Source organism: Reyranella sp. (genome assembly GCF_017305915.1).
Classification (GTDB): domain Bacteria; phylum Pseudomonadota; class Alphaproteobacteria; order Reyranellales; family Reyranellaceae; genus Reyranella.
In genome coordinates this window covers 70,216-89,210 of record NZ_JAFKJN010000028.1, presented here as the reverse complement: position 1 = coordinate 89,210, position 18,995 = coordinate 70,216, and the positions used below count along the sequence as shown (strand labels likewise).

Sequence of the window (18,995 nt, the reverse complement as noted above, 5' to 3'; positions counted from 1 at the left end):
ACAAGCTCAGCAGACGCGTCTGGCAAACCTATGACGACATCGTCCAGGGTTGTTGCGACGCTTGGAACTGGCTCATCGCCGACACTGTCCGCCTCGCTTCGATCACTACCCGCGAATGGGCATCGGTCAGAACTTAGGGCCGATGGTATGACGCCGACGGAGGGGTCATGGGCCGCAACACGACTGCGGCTTATGACCCCTCCGCCTGCGTATGACGCAGGCACCTCCCCTTCGCGGACTCCGCGAAGGGGAGGACTGCTTCTCAGAACGGCCACCAGCTCTTCCTGTGGAGCTCCTTGCTGGTCTGCAGGCCGCCGATCGGCGGCGGCGGCGGCAGCTCGATGTCGCGCCAACCGCCGCCCAATGCCGTCACCAGCGTGGCGCTGGCGATCAGGCGGCTCTGGCGGATGCCGAGCAGCGTGAGCTCGTTCTGCAGCGCCGTGGTCTGCGTCGTGATCACCGTGGTGTAGGGCACGGTGCCGGCGCGGTACTGGTTCAGCGCCAGCCGCTCGGCATCGCGCGCGGCGGCCAGCGCCAGGCGCTGCACCTCCTCCTGCTGCTGCAGGATGCGCTGCTGGGCAAGCGCGTCCTCGACCTGCTGGAAGGCCGTGAGCACGGTCTGGCGGTAGGTCGCGACGGTCTTGTCACGATTGGCGCGCGCCCCTTCGACCTGGGCGGCGCGGCTGCCGCCGTCGACCGCCGTGCCGGCGAGCGCCGGCCCGACCGACCACACCATGTTGGTCGCCTGGAACAGGGCCGACAGCATGGTGCTGGCGAAGTTGAGGCTGGCGTTGAGCGTGATGTCCGGATAGTAGGCCGCCACCGCGACCCCGATCTGGGCGTTGGCCGCCTGCATCTGGCGCTCGGCCGCGGCGATGTCGGGCCGCCGTTCGAGCAGCGCCGAGGGCAGGCCGGCATCGACCGTCGGCACGTCCTTGGGAGGCGGCGCCGGGGCGACGCTGACCTCGGCGGGGGCGCGGCCGACCTGGACGGCGATCGCATGCTCGAACTGGGCGCGGTTGACGCCCTCGGCGACGAGCTGGGCGCGGGTCTGGTCGTGCTGCGTCTGGGCCTGGGCGAGGTCGACGCGCGAGACGGTGCCGGCGTTGAACTGGTTGCGCACGATCTCCAGCGCCTTGCCGAAGGCAGCGACCGATTCGGTCAGCACGCGCTTGCGCTCATCGGAGATGCGCAGCGAGAAATAGTTGGTGATCAGGGCCGACTGCGCCGACAGCCGGGCCGACATCAGGTCGGCCGCGCTCGCCTGCGCCGCCGCCGCATCGCTTTCGATCTGGCGGCGGATGCGGCCCCACACGTCGATCTCCCAGCTCAGCGTGCTGCCGACCGACCACTGCGAGGTCGAGCTGCCGACGGAGGCCGTCGCGGTCGAGCTTCCGGTGCGGCCGCTCTGCTGCTGCACCGAACCGGTGTAGCCGATCGTCGGATAGAGCGGCGACTGGCTCTGGTGGACCAGCGCCACGGCCTGGCGGTAGGCCGCCTCCGATATCTTGAGGTTCTGGTTGGAGACGTCGACCTGGGCCGCGAGCTGGTCGAGCGCCGGATCGCCGTACATGCTCCACCACTTGCCGCGGTCGATCGCGTCGCGCGGGATGGCGGGGCGGAAGTACGAATCGTCCGTTTCCTTGAAGGCCGGCGTCGGCGGTGTCGCCGGCGGCGGCCGCTCGTAGTCGGGCCCGACAAGGCCACATCCCGATGCCATCAATGCAAGGACAAGAACGCCAGTACGCCTCACGCGCGCGCCTCCAGGCCGCCCAGGGTGCGCGCCAGCCGGCTGTGCGAATCGCGGTCGCGGCGACGGAAGCGGTCGAGATAGATGTAGACCACGGGCGTTGTGTAAAGCGTCAGGATCTGGCTGACCAGCAGGCCGCCAATGATCGAGATGCCGAGCGGCCGGCGCAGCTCGGCGCCGTCGCCGAAGCCGATCGCCAGCGGCAGCGCGCCCAGCGCCGCCGCCAGCGTGGTCATCAGGATCGGCCGGAAGCGCAGCAGGCAGGCGTGGTAGATCGCCTCGCGCGCCTCGAGGTTGTCCTGCCGCTCGCGCTCCAGCGCCACGTCGATCATCATGATGGCGTTCTTCTTGACGATGCCGACCAGCAGCAGCACGCCGATCATGGCGATGATGCTGAACTCCATGCCGGAAAATTGCAGCGCCAGCAGCGCGCCGATGCCGGCCGGCGGCAGGGTCGACAGGATCGTGATCGGGTGGATGTAGCTCTCGTACAGCACGCCGAGCACGATGTAGATCGCCGCCAACGCCGCCAGCACCACCAGGATCTGGCTGTCGAGCGACTGCTGGAAGGCGCGCGCGGTGCCCTGGAAGGAGCCGTGGATGGTCGTCGGCACGCCGATCTCGCGCATCGTGTTGTTCACGAAGGTCACGGCGTCGCTCAGCGTCTTGCCGGGCACCAGGTTGAACGAGACCGTGCTGGCGACGAACAGGCCCTGATGGTTGACGCCGAGCGGCGTCGTGCCGAACTGGTAATTGGTCACCGCCGACAGCGGGATCATGGTCTCGGGCGTGGTGCTGACGGCGGCGCCGGTCGAGGCGGAGCCGCGGCCGCTCACCGCGATCGCATTGGTCAGCTGGTTGCGCACCGCCTGGCTGGGATCGAGCTGGGTCGCGCCGACGCCGGTCAGGCTGGCGGTCTTGGGCGTCTGGCTGGACGGCGCCTGGCTGACCACGCCGGCGGTCGCCTGGGCGCCGCTGATCGCCCCGCCCGAGGTGCTGACATAGATGTCGTTCAGCGATTCGGGGTTCTCCCAGTAGTCGGGATGGACCTCCATCACGACATGGTACTGGTTCAGCGCGTTGTAGATGGTCGAGACCTGGCGCTGCCCGAAGGCGTCGTACAGCGTCGCCGAGATGGCGCGCGACGAGACGTTGAGCCGCGCCGCTGCGTCGCGGTCGATGGTCAGGTTGACCTGCAGGCCGTTCTGCTGCTGGTCCGAATCGACGTCGACGATCACCGAGGTGTCGCGCCGCAGCGCCTCGGTGAGCTTCGGTCCCCACTGATAGAGCTCGGACAGCGAATCGCTCTGCAGGGTGAACTGGAACTGCGAGTTGCTTTGCCGGCCGCCGGGTCCCCGGATGTCCTGGACGGCCTGCAGGAAGACGTTGGCGCCCGGCACCTGGGAGAGCTTGGGGCGCAGGCGGGCGATCACCTGGTCGGCGCTCTCGCGGCCCGAGCCGAGCGGCTTCAGGGTGGCGAACAGGAAGCCCGCGTTGGTCTGGAAGCCGCCGGTGAAGCCGACCACGTTCTCGACCGCCGGATCGTCGCGGATGATGGCGACGAACTGGCGGAACTTCCGGCGCATCGACTGGAAGGAGATGCTCTGGTCGGCGCGGATGCCGCCGATGATGCGGCCGGTGTCCTGCTGCGGGAAGAAGCCCTTGGGGATCTCGACGTACAGGAAGATGTTCAGGATGATCGACCCCAGGAACACCAGCATCGTCAGCCGCGGATGGTTGAGCGCGATGCGCAGGGTGCGGCCGTAGCCGTTCTGCAGCATCGTGAAGGCGCGCTCGGCGGCGCGCGACAGCCGGCCCGGCGGCCGCTCCGCCTCGCCGCCGTCCTCTCCGGTACGCCGCGGCGGCTTCAGGATGTAGGCGCACATCATCGGCGTGGTGGTGAGCGAGACGATCATCGAGATCACGATGGCGATCGACAGCGTCACCGCGAACTCGCGGAACAGCCGGCCGACGATGCCGCCCATCAGCAGGATCGGGATGAACACCGCGATCAGCGACAGGCTCATCGACACCACGGTGAAGCCGACCTCGCGCGAGCCCATCAGCGCCGCCTGCAGGCGCGGCACGCCGTTCTCGATGTGGCGCTGGATGTTCTCCAGCACGATGATGGCGTCGTCGACCACGAAGCCCGCCGCGATGGTCATCGCCATCAGCGACAGGTTGTTCAGGCTGTAGCCCATCAGGTACATCACGCCGAAGGTGCCGACCAGCGACACCGGCACGGCGACCGACGGCACCAGCCCGGCGCGGAACGAGCGCAGGAAGGCGAAGGTCACCAGCACGACCAGGATGACGCTGATGGTGAGCGCGTGCTCGACCTCCTTGAGCGAGGCGCGGATGGTGACCGTGCGGTCGACCGCCACCATCAGGTCGACGTCGTTGGGCAGCGCCGCCTGCAGGTCGGGCAGCAGCGCCTTCACCTCGTCGACCGTCTCGATGATGTTGGCGTTGGGCTGCAGGTAGACGATGCACAGCACCGAGCGCTTGCCGTTGGCCTGGCCCTCGTTGCGGATGTCCTCGGTGGAATCGATCACCTCGGCGACGTCGGAGAGCCGCACCGGCGCGCCGTTGCGCCAGGCGATGATCAGCGGCCGGTACTCGGCGGCGGTGCGCGACTGGTCGTTGGTGTAGATCTGCCAGCGGCGGTCGCCGACATCGATCGAGCCCTTGGGCGAGTTGGCGTTGGCAGCGGCGATCGCCGCACGCACGCTCTCCAGGCCGATCCGGTACTTCGAGAGCGCGGTCGGGTTGATCTCGACCCGCACCGCCGGCAGCGAGCTGCCGCCCAGCGCGACCTGGCCGACGCCGGTCACCTGGCTGAGCTTCTGCTGCAGCACGTTGGACGCGGCATCGTAGAGACGGCCCTGACCCAGCGTGTCGGAGGTCAGCGCCAGGATCACCGCCGGCGCATCGGCGGGATTCAGCTTGCGGTACTGAGGATTGCTGCGCAGGTCGGTCGGCAGATCGGCGCGAGCGGCGTTGATCGCGGCCTGCACGTCGCGCGCGGCACCGTCGATCGAGCGCGACAGGTCGAACTGCAGCGTGATGCGCGAGTTGCCGACCGTGCTCATGGAGGTGATCTCGGTGACGCCGGCGATCGCGCCCAGCCGGCGCTCGAGCGGCGTGGTCACGCTGGTCGCCACCGTGTCGGGCGAGGCGCCGGGCAGGTTGGCCGTCACCTGGATGGTCGGGAAGTCGACCTTGGGCAGCGGCGCCACCGGCAGCTTCATGAAGCCCATGATGCCGGCCAGCAGCACGCCGAGCGTCAGCAGCGTCGTCGCCACCGGGCGGGCGATGAACGGGGACGACAGGCTCATCACGGCTGGTAGCTCTCGGGCAGCTCACCGGAGCTCGGCGCATCGCCCCGGGTCGCAGCCAGCGGATAGGCCGGCGTGTCGAGCGGCATGCCGCGCATCCGGCGGCCGACTCGATCGAAGGCGAGGTAGATCACCGGCGTGGTGAACAGCGTCAGCATCTGGCTGACGATCAGGCCGCCGACGATGGTGAGGCCGAGCGGATGGCGCAGCTCCGAGCCGGTGCCCGAGCCCACCATCAGCGGCAGCGCGCCGACCAGGGCGGCGATGGTGGTCATCAGGATCGGCCGGAAGCGCAGCAGGCAGGCCTGGTGGATCGCCTCCTGCGGCGCCTTGCCCTCGTGGCGCTCGGCGTCCAGCGCGAAGTCGATCATCATGATCGCGTTCTTCTTGACGATGCCGATCAGCAGCACGATGCCGATGATCGCCACGACGCTCAGGTCCTGGCCGGCCAGCATCAGCGCCAGCAGCGCGCCGATGCCGGCGGACGGCAGCGTCGACAGGATGGTCACCGGGTGGATGTAGCTCTCGTAGAGCACGCCCAGCACGATGTAGACGGTGACGATCGCCGCCAGGATCAGCATGAGCTGGCTGTCGAGCGCCTTCTGGAAGGCGAGCGCGGCGCCCTGGAAGTGCGTCTGGATCGACCGCGGCATGCCGATCTCCTGCTGCGCCGCGACGATGGCGTCGACCGCCTCGCCGAGCGACGCGCCCGGCGCCAGGTTGAAGGAGATGGTGGTGGCGGGGAACTGGCTGAGGCGGTCGAGCCTGAGCGGCGCAGTGCGCTCCTCGAAGGTGGCGATGGCGGAGAGCGGCACCTGCTTGCCGGCCGTCGAGCTCGGCAGATAGAGGTTGTAGAGCGAGTCGAGGCTACGGGCCATCCGCGGCTCGACCTCGTAGATCACGCGGTACTGGTTCGACTGGGTGTAGACCGTCGAGACGATGCGCTGGCCGAAGGCGTCGTACAGCAGGTTGTCGACCGTCGCCGAGGTGATGCCGAAGCGCGCCGCCGCATCGCGGTCGACGCGGATGTACATCGCCAGGCCCTTGTTCTGCAGCTCGGTGGCGACGTCGGTGACCTGCGGGATCTGCGCCATGCGGTCCATCAGGCGCGGCACCCAGGTGTTGAAGTCGTCGGGATTGGGGCTCTCGAGGACGAACTGGTACTGGGTTCGGGCGACCGTCGAATCGATGCTGAGGTCCTGCGACGGCTGCATGTAGAGCGTGATGCCGGGCACCGCCGCCGCCTCGCGCTGGATGCGGCGCATGATCTGGGTCGCATTGAGCGTCCGGGCGTCGCGCGGCTTGAGGTTGATCAGCATGCGGCCGGAGTTGAGCGTCGGGTTGGTGCCGTCGACGCCGACGAACGAGCTCAGGCTCTCGACGTCGGGGTCGTTGAGGATGACGTCGGCGATCGCGCGCTGGCGCTCCTTCATGGCGTCGAACGACACGCTCTGCGGCGCCTCGGTGACGGCCTGGATCAGGCCGTTGTCCTGCACCGGGAAGAAGCCCTTGGGGATGACGACGTAGAGGAACACCGTCAGCGCGACGGTGCCGACCGCGACGATCAGGGTCAGCGGCTGGTGGCGGAAGACGACGACCAGGCTGCGGTCGTACCAGTCGATCATCCTGTTGAACCAGCGCGCGCCCAGCGCCTCGGCTTGGCGGCGCTCCTGGCCCTCCGGCCTCTGTCTTTCGTGGGCTGGCCGCTGGCGCAGGAGCTGGGCGCACATCATCGGCACCAGGGTGAGCGACACCACGGCCGAGATCAGGATGGTGACCGAGAGCGTCACCGCGAACTCGCTGAACAGGCGGCCGACCACGTCGCCCATGAACAAGAGCGGGATCAGCACGGCGATCAGCGACACCGTCAGCGACACCACGGTGAAGGCGATCTGCGCCGATCCTTTCAGTGCGGCAGCAAATGGATCCTCGCCCTCCTCGATGTAGCGGGCGATGTTCTCGATCATGACGATCGCGTCGTCGACCACGAAGCCGGTGGCGATGGTCAGCGCCATGATCGAGAGATTGTTGAGGCTGAAGCCCGCGAGGTACATCACCGCGAGCGTGCCGACCAGCGACAGCGGCACCGAGAGGCTGGGGATGATGGTGGCCCGCCAGTCGCCCAGGAAAAGGAAGATCACCGCCACCACCAGCGCCACGGCGAAGCTGAGCTCGATCTGCACGTCGCGCACCGAGGCGCGGATGGTGACCGTGCGGTCGGTCAGGATCGCGACGTCGAACGACGGCGGCAGGGTGCCGCGCAAGGTCGGCAGCAGCCCCTTGATGCTGTCGACCACGGCGATGACGTTGGCGCCAGGCTGGCGCTGCACGTTCACGATCACCGCCTGGGTCTGGTTCATCCAGGCGACCAGCCGGTTGTTCTCCTGGGTCGCGGCGATCACCGCGACGTCGCGCATGCGCACCGGCGCGCCGTTGCGGTAGGCGACGATGATGTCGTTGAACTGCTCGGGATCGGTGATCTGGTCGTTGGCGTTGATCGAGTAGGCGCGGCTCGGCCCGTCGAAGTTGCCCTTCGGCGTGTTGACGTTGGCGTTGGTGATGGTGGTGCGCAGGTCGTCGACGTTCAGCCCGTAGGCGGCGAGCGCCGTCGGGTTGGCGCGGATACGAAAACCGGGCTTCTGGCCACCCTCGAGGCTGACCAGGCCGACGCCGGGCAGCTGCGCGATCTTCTGCGCCAGCCGCGTGTCGACCATGTCGTGCACTTTGGTCAACGGATCGGTCTTGGAGGTGACGGCGAGCGTCATGATCGGCGCATCGGCCGGATTGACCTTGGCGTAGATCGGTGGCGCCGGCAGGTCGGCGGGCAGCAGGTTGCCCGCGGCATTGATCGCCGCCTGGACCTGCTGCTCGGCGATGTCGATCGGCAGCTTGAGGTCGAACTGCAGCGTAATCGACGAGGCGCCGGCCGAGCTGACCGACGTCATCTGGCTGAGGCCCGGCATCTGGCCGAACTGGCGCTCCAGCGGCGCGGTGATCGACGAGGTCATCACCTCCGGCCCGGCGCCGGGATAGAGCGTCTGCACGCGGATCGTCGGGTAGTCGACCTCGGGCAGCGCCGACAGCGGCAGGAATTTGTAGGCGATCATGCCGACCAGCATGATCGCCACCATCAGGAGGGACGTGCCGACCGGACGCTCGATGAAAATCCGCGACGGATTCATCCGAAGCTACTGATTGGTTTGAGCGGGCGGCTGGCCTGGGCCACCCCGCCGCTCGCCGCGTGCCCCCTGGCGCTCGCCACCCTGCCGTTGCTCGCCGCCTCCGCGAGGTTGGCCGTCCGGCCGCGCGCCTTCCGCCGGCGCTGCGTTCGCGCCACCCTCGGCCGGCGCTGCGGCGACCGGCGGGCCCGCCGTGCCCGACCCCGTCGGGCGGCGGATCTTGGCGCCGTCGCGCAGACGGTCGACGCCGTCGATCACCACCTGCTCGCCGATCTGCAGGCCCGAGGTGACGGCGACCTTCTCGCCGTCGGTCGCGCCGGTCTCGACATTGCGGATGGCGACGGTGTCGTCGGCCTTGGCGATATAGACGAAGGTGCCGACCGGGCCGCGCTGGATCGCGGCCACCGGGACGGTCGTGGCGTCCTTCACGGTGTCGGCGAGAAGCCGCACGTTGACGAACTGGTTGGGGAACAGCGCCTCGTCGGCATTGTCGAAGGTGGCGCGCAGCTTGACCGTGCCGGTCGTGGTGTCGACCTGGTTGTCGAGGGTGCTGAGCTGGCCGATGCCGAGCTGGTTCTTCTGTGCCCGATCGAGCGCCGTCACTTGCAATTTGTTGCCGTCGCGGAGTCGCTTGCGCACCAGCGGCAGCGCATCCTCGGGGATGGTGAAGATCACCGACATCGGCTGCATCTGGGTGATGACGCAGATGCCGGTGGCATCGCCCATGGTGACGTAGTTGCCGGGATCGACCAGGCGCAGGCCGATGCGGCCGGCCACCGGCGCGATGATGCGGGTGTAGACGAGGTTGAGCTTGGCGTTGTCGACCCCCGCCTGGTCGGTGACGATCTGCGCCTCGTACTGGCGGACCAGCGCCGCCTGGGTGTCGTATTGCTGGCGGGCGATCGAGTCCTGCTTCACCAGCGTGGCGTAGCGCTGCAGGTCGATCTGCGCGTTCTTGAGCAGCGCCTCGTCCTTGGCCAGCGTGCCCTGGGCGTTCTGCAGCGCCACCTCGTACGGCCGCGGGTCGACGACGGCGAGCAGGTCGCCCTTCTTGACCGCCTGGCCCTCGGTGAACTCGACCTGGACGAGCTGGCCGGTGATCTGGGTCTTGATCGTGACGTTGGCGAGCGGCGTCACCGTGCCGAGCGCCCGGATCACGATCGGGACGTCGGCCTTGGCGGCTGCGGCGAGGCCGACCGGCGTCGCCTGGCCGCCAGCGAACCGGCCGCGATTGCCGGAAGCGGGTTGGGGCGAGCTGCTGTGAGTCGTGATGTACCAACCGGCGGCGACGACGATTGCCACCCCCATCCCAATACCTAGGAGGGTCCTAAGCCGCGTCATCTATTAGTCGCCCCCAAGCCAAGTCCGTAACCCATCATACGCAAGGAGTCGCCGGAGTCTCCCCCAAGCGACCGCAGCACCGCAAGGACGGGTTCGGACCGGGGATGTAACGTCAAAAACACAGAAAGGACCCAGGCTCCGCGAAATTTAAGGTCGCACGGGGAGATGTGCTCGGCGACAGGCCTACGCAAGGCGACATCGAGGCCGCGATCCGGGGCGTTGGCGGCCCTGTTGCTGGCGGCGGCCGATCCGGCGGCGGCGCAGAAGGCCGGGACGAACCTGCGGCGCTTTCTTTACGGCGACGCGACCGCCACGCTCCACCTGCGCAGCTATTACCTCGACCGCACCAATCCCTCGCCGCCCGACAACGTCGCCTGGGCCGGCCGGCGGCTGGATCGGCTACGAGACCGGCTCGCTCTACGACGTCGGCGCTAGGGCATGGTCCGCTTCCGTCCGGCGCGGAATCCGGCCCGCGCCGGACACCTCCGATGCCGATTCCATAAGGGTTTTCCGCAGAATCCGGGAATCCGGCGCCCCGCCCCCAGGCCGGACACGTCCGGACGCGGCGGACGCGCCGGACGAGAAACTGCAATCAGTTTCCCAGGCGCCCCCGCATCCCACGGCTGGCGCTCGTGGGACGCGATTCAGCCGTTTGGTCAGTCCGCCGCCTTGGCGCTGTCAGACAGCGCCTTGGCGCTGTCAGACAGCGACTTGTCCGGCACGACGTACAGCTCGTTGCCGCCGGCTTTGAACTTGGCGCTCATCTCCTCCATGCCCTTCTTGGCATAGTCGCGGATATCCTGGGTGATCCGCATGGAGCAGAACTTCGGCCCGCACATCGAGCAGAAGTGCGCCGTCTTGTGCGCGTCCTTGGGCAGCGTCTCGTCGTGGAACTTCTCCGCGGTCGCCGGATCGAGCGACAGGTTGAACTGGTCGATCCAGCGGAAGTCGAAGCGCGCCTTGGAGAGCGCATCGTCGCGCAGCCGCGCCGCGGGATGGCCCTTGGCGAGGTCGGCGGCGTGGGCCGCGATCTTGTAGGTGATCACGCCGACCTTGACGTCGTCGCGATCCGGCAGCCCCAGATGCTCCTTGGGCGTGACGTAGCAGAGCATCGCCGTGCCGAACCAGCCGATCATCGCGGCACCGATGCCCGAGGTGATGTGGTCGTAGCCCGGCGCGATGTCGGTCACGAGCGGTCCCAGGGTGTAGAACGGCGCCTCGCCGCACTCCCGGAGCTGCTTGTCCATGTTGACCTTGATCTTGTGCATCGGCACGTGGCCGGGCCCCTCGATCATGACCTGGCAGCCCTTGTCCCAGGCGACCTTGGTCAGCTCGCCGAGCGTCGTGAGCTCGGCGAACTGCGCGGCGTCGTTGGCATCGGCATTGCAGCCGGGGCGCAGGCCGTCGCCCAGCGAGAACGAGACGTCGTACTTGCGCATGATGTCGCAAATGTCGCCGAAGCGCTCGTAGAGGAAGCTCTCGCGATGCTCGGTCAGGCACCACTGCGCCATCATCGAGCCGCCGCGGCTGACGATGCCGGTGACGCGGCTGGCGGTCAGCGGCACGTGCGCGAGCCGCACGCCGGCATGGATGGTGAAGTAGTCGACGCCCTGCTCGGCCTGCTCGATCAGCGTGTCGCGGAAGACTTCCCAGGAGAGCTTGGTCGGGTCGCCGCCGACCTTCTCCAGCGCCTGGTAGATCGGCACGGTGCCGATCGGCACCGGCGCGTTGCGCAGGATCCATTCGCGGGTGTCGTGGATGTTGCGGCCGGTCGACAGGTCCATGATCGTGTCGGCGCCCCAGCGGATCGCCCACACCATCTTCTCGACCTCCTCCTCCATCGAGGAGGTGACGGCCGAGTTGCCGATGTTGGCGTTGATCTTCACCAGGAAGTTGCGGCCGATGATCATCGGCTCGAGCTCGGTGTGGTTGATGTTGGCCGGGATGATGGCGCGGCCGAGCGCGATCTCGTTGCGCACGAACTCCGGCGTGATGAACTCGGGCAGCGCCGCGCCGAAGCTCTCGCCATCGGCCAGCCGCTCCTTGGCGAGCTCATGGGCGATCTTGCGGCCGAGATTCTCACGCTCGGCGACGTAGATCATCTCCTTGGTGATCACGCCGGCCTTGGCCCATTCGTATTGCGTGATCTTGTGGCCATCGAGACCGCGCAACGGCTTCGGCGTGTTGGGGAACGGCAGCAGCGCCGCGGCCTTCACGTTGCCGTTGTCGATCGCCTGGATCGGCCGGCCGACATATTCCTCGACGCCGCCGCGGCCCAGCACCCAGGCGCGGCGCGGGCGGGCGAGGCCCTGGCGCACGTCGATGGGAATGCCCGGATCGGTGTAGGGACCGGTGGTGTCGTAGACGCGGACCTTCGGCTCGGCCGGCGAGCTCAGCGTGATCTCGCGCAGAGGCACGCTGATGTCAGGCGCCGACTCGGGCGTGACGTAGATCTTCTGCGACGCCGGCAGCGGGCCGGTCGTGACCTTGGGGGTCGGAATGATGGTGTCCATGACGAGGATCTCCCGTGGCTAGAGCGACAAAAGGAGACCCGGTGTTGTCGTGCAAAGGAGGCATCCTGTCCCTTCGCCGGCATGACCCGGATCAGGTTCAAAGGGTCACCGCGCTGGCATCAGCCCGTCGGTATCTCAGCCCCCTGTCGGGGCACCCCTTGGACGACGCCTATCCTAGAGCGATTTTGCGCCAAGGGAAGTGCCTGTGGATAACGGCGTGCGCTCACGCTCATTTCCGGGCAATGGAACCGATTCTCCATCAATGATTCCAAGGCCCGAATCGCCGGCCATTGCCCATAATAGGTGTTTAGCCGCACATATCTCATAAAGCTCCGACAAGGAGCTTCACATGGGCGTTTTCACGCAGAAACAGGCCGCTTACACACCACGCCTCGACGGCACCGCACCTCAATCAACACTCGTCGGCAGTTCGGGGCCCGAGCTGGCCGGTAATCCCGACGAATGGCGCATCGAACTGAGGCGCCTGCCGATCGGTCACCGCGGACATGCCGTGCTGGTGATGCTCGGTCCGAACGGAGAAATGAAGGAGCTGAACGGCATCGCGAAGTCGCGGAATACAGACGAGCTTACCGGCTTCGGACGGGATGGAATGTGGCTCTACGCCCATGACGGGCCACGCTACGCGGCGGGCTCCGAGCCGATGGCGGTCGTGGCGTCAGGTTCCTACGACAAGATCAACGGTCTGTGGGGACGCGGCCTGCGCGCTGCCGCCGAGATCAACCAGAAGAACTATGACTACAAGGGCCATGATCCCGCCTACGAGTTCGGCGGCAGCGGCGGCGAAATCCAGAACAGCAACTCGGTCGCGTTCACGCTTGGAAAGGCGATGGGTCTCGACCTCGACAGCGCGATCCGCCGTGCCAGGATGGAACGGACGTTTTCCGGCTGGGGTCGTGATCTTCTCGATCGCAGCTACAAGCCGTACGTGGCACCGCCGCAATTTGCCGTGAGGGATACACCTTAAACTACAACCATAGATTTTTATCCCATCAATCCGAACGTCTTATAGTTGTAGCCATGAAGCTCTTTGCTCGAACTTTCCTGACGGTGCTCGTCTCAAGCCTGATTCTCAGCGGATGCAAGGGACCCGCCGCTCCATGGTGTCCGGGCCGCGAACCGCTCGATGACGCGGCCGACTACCAATGGCAGCTCAACGGGCGGCGCTATTTCGAGCCCCTGAACACCTGGACCCAGCATGAAGCGCTGGAGAAGATTCTCTCGAAAGCCTATCGGGAGGGCGGTCTCGAAGCCTTGCGCTCCCGTTATGGATTCGATTGCAAGGCGAGGGACGTCGCGCCCCGGTGCGACGACTGTTTCGTCTGTCGCCGCACGATACCCAAAACCGTTGCCCCTGCAGAATTGGAGGCTCACGCCTGCCAGGTCGGCGAAATGACGATCCAAGCCGACATCGGCCCGCAATGGAGCATGACGGTCATGACCTACTGGGACAGGCTGCCGGTCGGCACGCCTGTTCCATATCCCCCGTCCTTCACGCCCCGGCGACCTCGCTAGCCGGTCAGACGACCTTGTCCGACCTGAGTGCGGCGATCTCGCTCGCGGAGTAGCCCGCCTCGCGCAGCACCTCGTCGGTGTGCTCGCCGAGCTTGGCGGGCGGCCGGTCGATCGAGCCGCCGTCGTGCTCCATCCGGAAGCCCGACCCCACGACCGTGATCGGGCCGTGCTCGGTCTCGACCGCCTGCAGGATGGTGCGCCGGCCGTAGTGGTCGAGCTTGACCGTCTCGGGAATGGAGAGCACGCGGCCGGCCGGGATGTCGTTCTTGGCGAAGATGTCGGCCCACTCCGCCGAGCTGCGCTGCTTCATCGCCTCCTCGACGATCCCGTGCAGCGCCGTATTGTTGGCGATGCGGGTCGGCCAGTCCTTGAACTTCGGATCGGGCAGCGCGTCCTCGCGGCCGAGCTGTTTCATCAGGCGCTGGTATTGCGGGTCGGTCATCACCGCCAGCACCATCCAGCCGTCCCTGGTCTTGAACAGGTTGCCGGTCGGCTTGCGCGTCACCGAGAGGTTCTGCGCCTGATCGTGCACGCGGCCGGTCATCAGGTGCTCGGTGAACTGCTGGGCGAGGAACCCCGTCACCGCATCGATCATCGCGACGTCGACGAGCTGGCCCTTGCCGGTGTGGGTGCGCTGATAGAGCGCCGAGGCGACGCCGAAGGCGGCCGTGAAGCCCGACATCACGTCGGCGCCGGCGAAGCCGACACGCGTCGGCCCGTTGGACGGGAAGCCGGTGATCGACATCAGGCCCGACATCGCCTGGATCATGCCGTCGAACGCTGCCGTCGCCTTGTCGGGGCCGACCTGGCCGAAGCCCGAGACCGCAGCGTAGATCAGGCGCGGATTGATCGCCTTCAGCGTGTCGTAGCCGATGCCGAGCTTGTCCATGACGCCGGGACGGAAGTTCTCGATCACCACGTCGACCTTGGGCACCAGCCGCTTGATGACCTCGATCGCCTCAGGCTTCTTGAGGTCCATGGTGACCGAGCGCTTGTTGCCGTTGACCGCGACCCAGGGGGCGGCGAGACCGCGCTTCTCCCAGTCGTTGGCGCGGTTGCCGAAGCGCATGTCGTCGCCTTCGCGGCTTTCGATCTTGATCACGTCGGCGCCGAGCAACGCGAGCTGGTAGGAGGCGTAGGGTCCGGCAAGAACACGCGTGAAGTCGAGAATCTTCACGCCGGCGAAGGGTTTGCTCATCTTTTCGTCGTCCCGACCGAAGCCGCGCGCAGCGCGGCGGAGTGGAGGGACCTTGCGTCAATTCGCAAGGCGTTCATGAGGAGAGAAGGCCCCTCGGCTTCGCTCGGGGGGCGACGGAGCGGTGAACGCCACTACGCCACGCCCGCCTTCTTGCGCTGCTCGAGCGCGGTCTGCTTCACCTTGTCGAACTCGGCGCGGCGCTTGGCGACTTCCTCGGCCGGCATGCGATCGAGGTTGTTGTAGTCGTTCTTCCAGTCGCCATCCTCGTTCCAGCGCAACGGCGATTGAACCGTCGTGCGCGGACCGACCGCGCTCTCCAGCACCTTGAGCGCTGCTTCGAGCGTGAAGCGCTGCGTGTCCGGCTCGTGCGGCTTGCCGGCCGAGTTGCCGAGCGGGAAGTCGCTGAACAGGAAGCGCGGCACGCCGGCCCATTCGACGATGTCCTTGGCGGCTCCCATGACGATGGTCGGGAGGCCGTTCCGTTCCAGATATCGGGCGACCAGACTCACGGTCTGGTGGCAGACGGGTCAAGTCGGGACGAGTAGCGCGGCATCGACCTGATCCTGCCGGCAGCGCGCCAGGATCTCCGGCGCATCGGTCTCGAGCGTCACCCGCTGGCTCCGGTTGGTCGGCGCACCGTGGAATCGCTTGGCGAGCGTGAAGCGGCCCTGGCCCGCGAACTCGCGCAGCAGCGGCAGCGGGAACCAGGTGCCCGAGTCCTTGGCCGTGGTGTGCTTGCGGTCGTAGCCGATGTGGCTGATCCGCGTGTCGTGGTCGTGCGCGGTGTCGCCGGAATAGACGCTGTAGAACTTGGCGCCGGCGTTGTAGAGCGCGCCCGGCCCCTGGTCGCCCTTGTCGGGCTGGTAGGGCGCCGCCGTCGTGATCAGCGCCAGCGTCGAGTCCTTCAGCGGCTTCTTGAGCGGCGTGAAAGGAGCGTCGGTGTAATGCGCCCAGCGATAGGGATTGTCGTAACCCAGCTTGAGATAGTACTCGCGCGTGCGCCGCATGTAGTCGATCGGCGCATCGAACTCGGGCGCGAAATTGATGGTGTCGGCCATGATCCGAAAGTGCGGCCGGCCGGCGCCCAAGTCAATTTCGCTCCGGGTGACAATTTCGCGGGTAGACCCTAGCTTTTCCGGATGACACTGAGCCGTCGCGCCGCGCTGACCGGCACTCTGGCCTTTGCCGGCACGGCCCGCGCCGAGGCGCCGCCCCTGAAGCTCGTGCTGGGCTACCCGCCCGGCGCCAGCAGCGACACCCTCACCCGGCTGATCGCCGACAAGATGCGCGTGTCGCTCGGGCGCACCGTGGTCGTCGAGAACAAGACCGGCGCCGTCGGCATCGTCGCCAACCTCGCGGTCAAGTCGGCGCCGCCCGACGGCAACACGCTGCTGATGACACCGCTCGCCAACATGGTGGCGTTCCCGCACTCCTACGCCAGGCTCGACTACGATCCGTTCAAGGACTACGTGCCGGTCGCCGAGCTCGCGACCTTCGATCTCGGTCTCGGCGTCGGCTCGGCGGTGCCGGCCAAGACCCTGGCCGAGTACGCAGCCCTGGCCAGGAGCGGCGGCACCTATGCCAACTTCGCCTCCGCCGCCGCCGGCAGCCTGCCGCATTTCTTCGGCCTGATGTTCGCCAAGGCCGCCGGGCTGCAACTCACCCACGTGCCCTACAAGGGCACGGCCGCCGTCATGCAGGCGATGATGTCGGGCGAGATCCCGGCTGCGGTCCTCACCGTCGCCGACTGGGGCACGCTGCAGCAGTCGGGCAAGGGCCGCATGCTCGCTGTGTCGAGCGCCCAGCGGCTGGCGCAATATCCCGACGTGCCGACCTTCAGGGAGAGCGGCTACGACATCGAAGGCTCGGCCTGGTACGCCCTGTTCGCGCCGGCCGGCACGCCCCACGCGGCGGTCGACAAGCTCGCCGTGGCCGCCGTCGAGGCGGTCCGCCAGCCCGACGTCCGCCGGAAGCTGGAGCCGCTCGGCCTCGCCGTGACCGGACGGGGGCCGGTCGAGATGGCGCACATTCTCCGTGCTGATTACGACAAATGGGGATCGGTGATCCGCGCCTCGGGCTTCAAGGCCGATTGAACCGCCGCTCCCTGACAGCGTTGTGAGGCTGCAGCCATAGTGCGGCCCAACTTGCCCGCGCTATATACGGCCGGGCGGGAGTTGCCTTTTGGGAGCGCGAGCACATGGCGATCGGACGGCGCAAACTTCTGGCGGGAACCGCCCTGTGGGTCGCGGCCCCGGCCATCGTCCGGGCGCAGAGCTCGTCCAAGGTCCATGTCGGCCACGGCTTCGCCATGCACGGCGAGCCCAAGTACCCCGAGCCGCCGCAGAACCTCGACTACGTCAACATCAACGCGCCCAAGGGCGGCAATGTGCGGTTCGGCACCCAGGGCACCTATGATTCGCTGCATCCCTTCACCCTCAAGGGCGTGCCGGCGGCGGGCGTCACCCAGCTCTGGGAGACGCTGTGCTGGCATTCGCGCGACGAGGCCTTCACCGTCTACGGGCTGATCGCCGAGACCATCGAGGTGCCGGAGGACCGGTCGTGGGCTGCCTTCACGCTCAGGCCGCAGGCCAAGTGGCTCGACGGCACGCCGATCACCGTCGAGGATGTGATCTGGACCCTCGAGACGCTGAAGGCGAAGGGCCCACCGATGTACGCCTCCTACTACGCCGACGTGCTCAAGGCGGAGAAGGTCGGCGAGCGCAAGGTGCAGTTCACCTTCCGCAATCACGAGAACCGCGAGTTGCCGCTGATCATCAGCGAGCTGCCGATCCTGTCCTCGAAGTGGTGGGCGAGCCGCGACTTCGACAAGTCGTCGCTCGAGGTCGCGATGTCGAGCGGTGCCTACAAGGTCGACAGCTTCGATGTCGGCCGCTCGGTCACCTACCGCCGCGTGCCGGAGTGGTGGGCCCGGGATCTCTGGATGAACCGCGGCCGCAACAACTTCGAGACGATCCGCTACGAGTACTATCGCGACGCCGAGGTGACCTTCGAGGCGTTCAAGGCCGGCGACAGCGACATCCGCCGCGAGAATTCCGCCCGCAACTGGATGACGCGCTACGACGTCCCGGCGGTCAAGGACGGCCGCATCAGGCGCGACGAGTTGCCCAACGAGATGCCGCAGCCGATGCAGGGCTTCGTGTTCAACCTCAGGCGCGACCCGTTCAAGGACCGCCGGGTGCGCGAGGCGATCGGCCTGATGTACGACTTCGAATGGCAGAACAAGAACCTGAGCTACGGTTTCTACACCCGCACCCGTTCGTTCTTCGGCAACTCGGAGCTCGAGGCCAAGGGCCTGCCGTCGCCCGAGGAGCTCAAGATCCTCGAGCCGCTCAAGGGCAAGATTCCCGACGAGGTCTTCACCAAGGAATACAATCCGCCCAAGACCGACGGCTCGGGCAACATCCGGCCGCAGGTGCGCGAGGCGATCGAGCTGCTCAAGCAGGCCGGCTGGGAGATCAAGGACGGCAAGATGACGAAGGACGGCAAGAAGCTCGCCTTCGAGATGCTGCTGAACGAGGCCGGCTTCGAGCGCATGGCGCTGCCGGTCAAGCAGAACCTCGAGCGCATCGGCATCGACATGAGCGTGCGCACCGTCGACACCTCGCAATATCGCCGCCGCACCGACGACTACGATTTCGACATGATCATCGACCTGTGGGGCCAGTCGATCTCGCCAGGCAACGAGCAGCGCGACTTCTGGGGAAGCGCGGCCGCCGACCGGCGCGGCGGCAACAACTCGATGGGGCTCAAGGACCCGGCGGTCGACCGGCTGATCGAGCTGGTGATCGCCGCTCCCGACCGCGAAAGCCTGGTGATCCGCACCCGCTGCCTCGACCGCGTGCTGCAATGGCAGCAGTTCGTGGTCCCGCAGTTCCGCTCGGGCAAGGAGCTGGTCGCCTACTGGAACCGCTTCTCGCGGCCGGTGAAGGCGGCGAAGTACGCGCCGCTCGCCTTCGACACCTGGTGGCTCGACGAGGCCAAGGACCGCGCCTTGCAAGGCAAGCAGACCCAGTGATGGCTGTAACGTCCAGGGCGTCCCTTCCCTGTCATCCTGAGCGAAGCGAAGGATCTCATGGCGGTTGAAGCGGCGATGAGGTCCTTCGCTACGCTCAGGACGACAAG

12 protein-coding genes and 1 riboswitch are annotated in these 18,995 nt (G+C 67.2%); of the genes, 5 read left to right on the top strand and 7 right to left on the bottom strand.

What is annotated here, in order from left to right; all coding sequences use genetic code 11:
• Positions 1-262 precede the first annotated feature (262 nt).
• From J0J01_RS25655 to J0J01_RS25640, 4 genes are read right to left on the bottom strand one after another with little or no spacing between them, the layout of a single operon-like run.
• Positions 263-1,720, bottom strand: coding sequence for an efflux transporter outer membrane subunit (locus J0J01_RS25655; protein WP_296385932.1), 1,458 nt, complete (start codon positions 1,718-1,720; stop codon positions 263-265).
• A 29-nt stretch (positions 1,721-1,749) separates the two neighbouring features.
• Complete coding sequence (locus tag J0J01_RS25650) at positions 1,750-5,088, bottom strand: efflux RND transporter permease subunit (protein ID WP_296385930.1); 3,339 nt, start codon at positions 5,086-5,088, stop codon at positions 1,750-1,752.
• Positions 5,088-8,270, bottom strand: a complete 3,183-nt coding sequence (locus tag J0J01_RS25645) for an MdtB/MuxB family multidrug efflux RND transporter permease subunit (RefSeq protein WP_296385929.1) — start codon at positions 8,268-8,270, stop codon at positions 5,088-5,090. The genes J0J01_RS25650 and J0J01_RS25645 overlap by 1 nt, the downstream gene beginning before the upstream one ends.
• Before the next feature lie 6 nt (positions 8,271-8,276).
• Complete coding sequence (locus tag J0J01_RS25640) at positions 8,277-9,569, bottom strand: MdtA/MuxA family multidrug efflux RND transporter periplasmic adaptor subunit (protein ID WP_296385927.1); 1,293 nt, start codon at positions 9,567-9,569, stop codon at positions 8,277-8,279.
• A 258-nt stretch (positions 9,570-9,827) separates the two neighbouring features.
• On the opposite strand from J0J01_RS25640, the gene J0J01_RS25635 reads away from it, so the two are divergent.
• A complete protein-coding gene (locus tag J0J01_RS25635) occupies positions 9,828-10,043 on the top strand; it encodes a hypothetical protein (protein ID WP_296385925.1) in 216 nt (71 codons plus the stop codon).
• A 221-nt stretch (positions 10,044-10,264) separates the two neighbouring features.
• Here the strand turns inward: J0J01_RS25635 and thiC are convergent, their stop codons facing one another.
• A complete protein-coding gene (gene thiC, locus J0J01_RS25630; RefSeq protein WP_296385923.1) occupies positions 10,265-12,121 on the bottom strand; it encodes a phosphomethylpyrimidine synthase ThiC in 1,857 nt (618 codons plus the stop codon).
• A gap of 50 nt (positions 12,122-12,171) precedes the next feature.
• Positions 12,172-12,290, bottom strand: a riboswitch (TPP riboswitch).
• A 180-nt stretch (positions 12,291-12,470) separates the two neighbouring features.
• On the opposite strand from thiC, the gene J0J01_RS25625 reads away from it, so the two are divergent.
• Both J0J01_RS25625 and J0J01_RS25620 read left to right on the top strand, forming a co-directional pair.
• Entirely contained in the window at positions 12,471-13,106 is a 636-nt protein-coding gene (locus tag J0J01_RS25625) for a hypothetical protein (protein ID WP_296385922.1), read from the top strand.
• Positions 13,107-13,159: 53 nt separating this feature from the next.
• Complete coding sequence (locus J0J01_RS25620) at positions 13,160-13,654, top strand: hypothetical protein (protein ID WP_296385920.1); 495 nt, start codon at positions 13,160-13,162, stop codon at positions 13,652-13,654.
• A 4-nt stretch (positions 13,655-13,658) separates the two neighbouring features.
• On the opposite strand, the gene J0J01_RS25615 is transcribed toward J0J01_RS25620, so the two are convergent.
• Both J0J01_RS25615 and J0J01_RS25610 read right to left on the bottom strand, forming a co-directional pair.
• On the bottom strand, positions 13,659-14,852 hold the full coding sequence (locus J0J01_RS25615) for a CoA transferase (protein WP_296385918.1): 1,194 nt from the start codon (positions 14,850-14,852) through the stop codon (positions 13,659-13,661).
• 131 nt (positions 14,853-14,983) lie between these two features.
• Positions 14,984-15,910 (bottom strand): glycine reductase, encoded by a 927-nt coding sequence (locus J0J01_RS25610; protein ID WP_296385916.1) that lies wholly within the window; start codon positions 15,908-15,910, stop codon positions 14,984-14,986.
• An 81-nt stretch (positions 15,911-15,991) separates the two neighbouring features.
• Between J0J01_RS25610 and J0J01_RS25605 the strand changes: the two genes are divergently transcribed.
• Both J0J01_RS25605 and J0J01_RS25600 read left to right on the top strand, forming a co-directional pair.
• Positions 15,992-16,945 carry a tripartite tricarboxylate transporter substrate-binding protein gene (locus J0J01_RS25605; protein WP_296385914.1) on the top strand — a complete coding sequence of 318 codons (954 nt, stop codon included), beginning with the start codon at positions 15,992-15,994 and terminating at the stop codon, positions 16,943-16,945.
• 104 nt (positions 16,946-17,049) lie between these two features.
• On the top strand, positions 17,050-18,888 hold the full coding sequence (locus J0J01_RS25600) for an extracellular solute-binding protein (RefSeq protein ID WP_296385912.1): 1,839 nt from the start codon (positions 17,050-17,052) through the stop codon (positions 18,886-18,888).
• Positions 18,889-18,995 lie beyond the last annotated feature (107 nt).

Bases quoted from the DNA above. Each gene is read 5' to 3' on its own strand.
- J0J01_RS25605 (WP_296385914.1), top strand. From the start codon at position 15,992: ATGACACTGAGCCGTCGCGCCGCGCTGACCGGCACTCTGGCCTTTGCC.
- J0J01_RS25615 (WP_296385918.1), bottom strand. From the start codon at position 14,852: ATGAGCAAACCCTTCGCCGGCGTGAAGATTCTCGACTTCACGCGTGTT.
- J0J01_RS25600 (WP_296385912.1), top strand. From the start codon at position 17,050: ATGGCGATCGGACGGCGCAAACTTCTGGCGGGAACCGCCCTGTGGGTC.
- thiC (WP_296385923.1), bottom strand. From the start codon at position 12,121: ATGGACACCATCATTCCGACCCCCAAGGTCACGACCGGCCCGCTGCCG.
- J0J01_RS25650 (WP_296385930.1), bottom strand. From the start codon at position 5,088: ATGAGCCTGTCGTCCCCGTTCATCGCCCGCCCGGTGGCGACGACGCTG.
- J0J01_RS25655 (WP_296385932.1), bottom strand. From the start codon at position 1,720: ATGGCATCGGGATGTGGCCTTGTCGGGCCCGACTACGAGCGGCCGCCG.
- J0J01_RS25620 (WP_296385920.1), top strand. From the start codon at position 13,160: ATGAAGCTCTTTGCTCGAACTTTCCTGACGGTGCTCGTCTCAAGCCTG.
- J0J01_RS25645 (WP_296385929.1), bottom strand. From the start codon at position 8,270: ATGAATCCGTCGCGGATTTTCATCGAGCGTCCGGTCGGCACGTCCCTC.
- J0J01_RS25625 (WP_296385922.1), top strand. From the start codon at position 12,471: ATGGGCGTTTTCACGCAGAAACAGGCCGCTTACACACCACGCCTCGAC.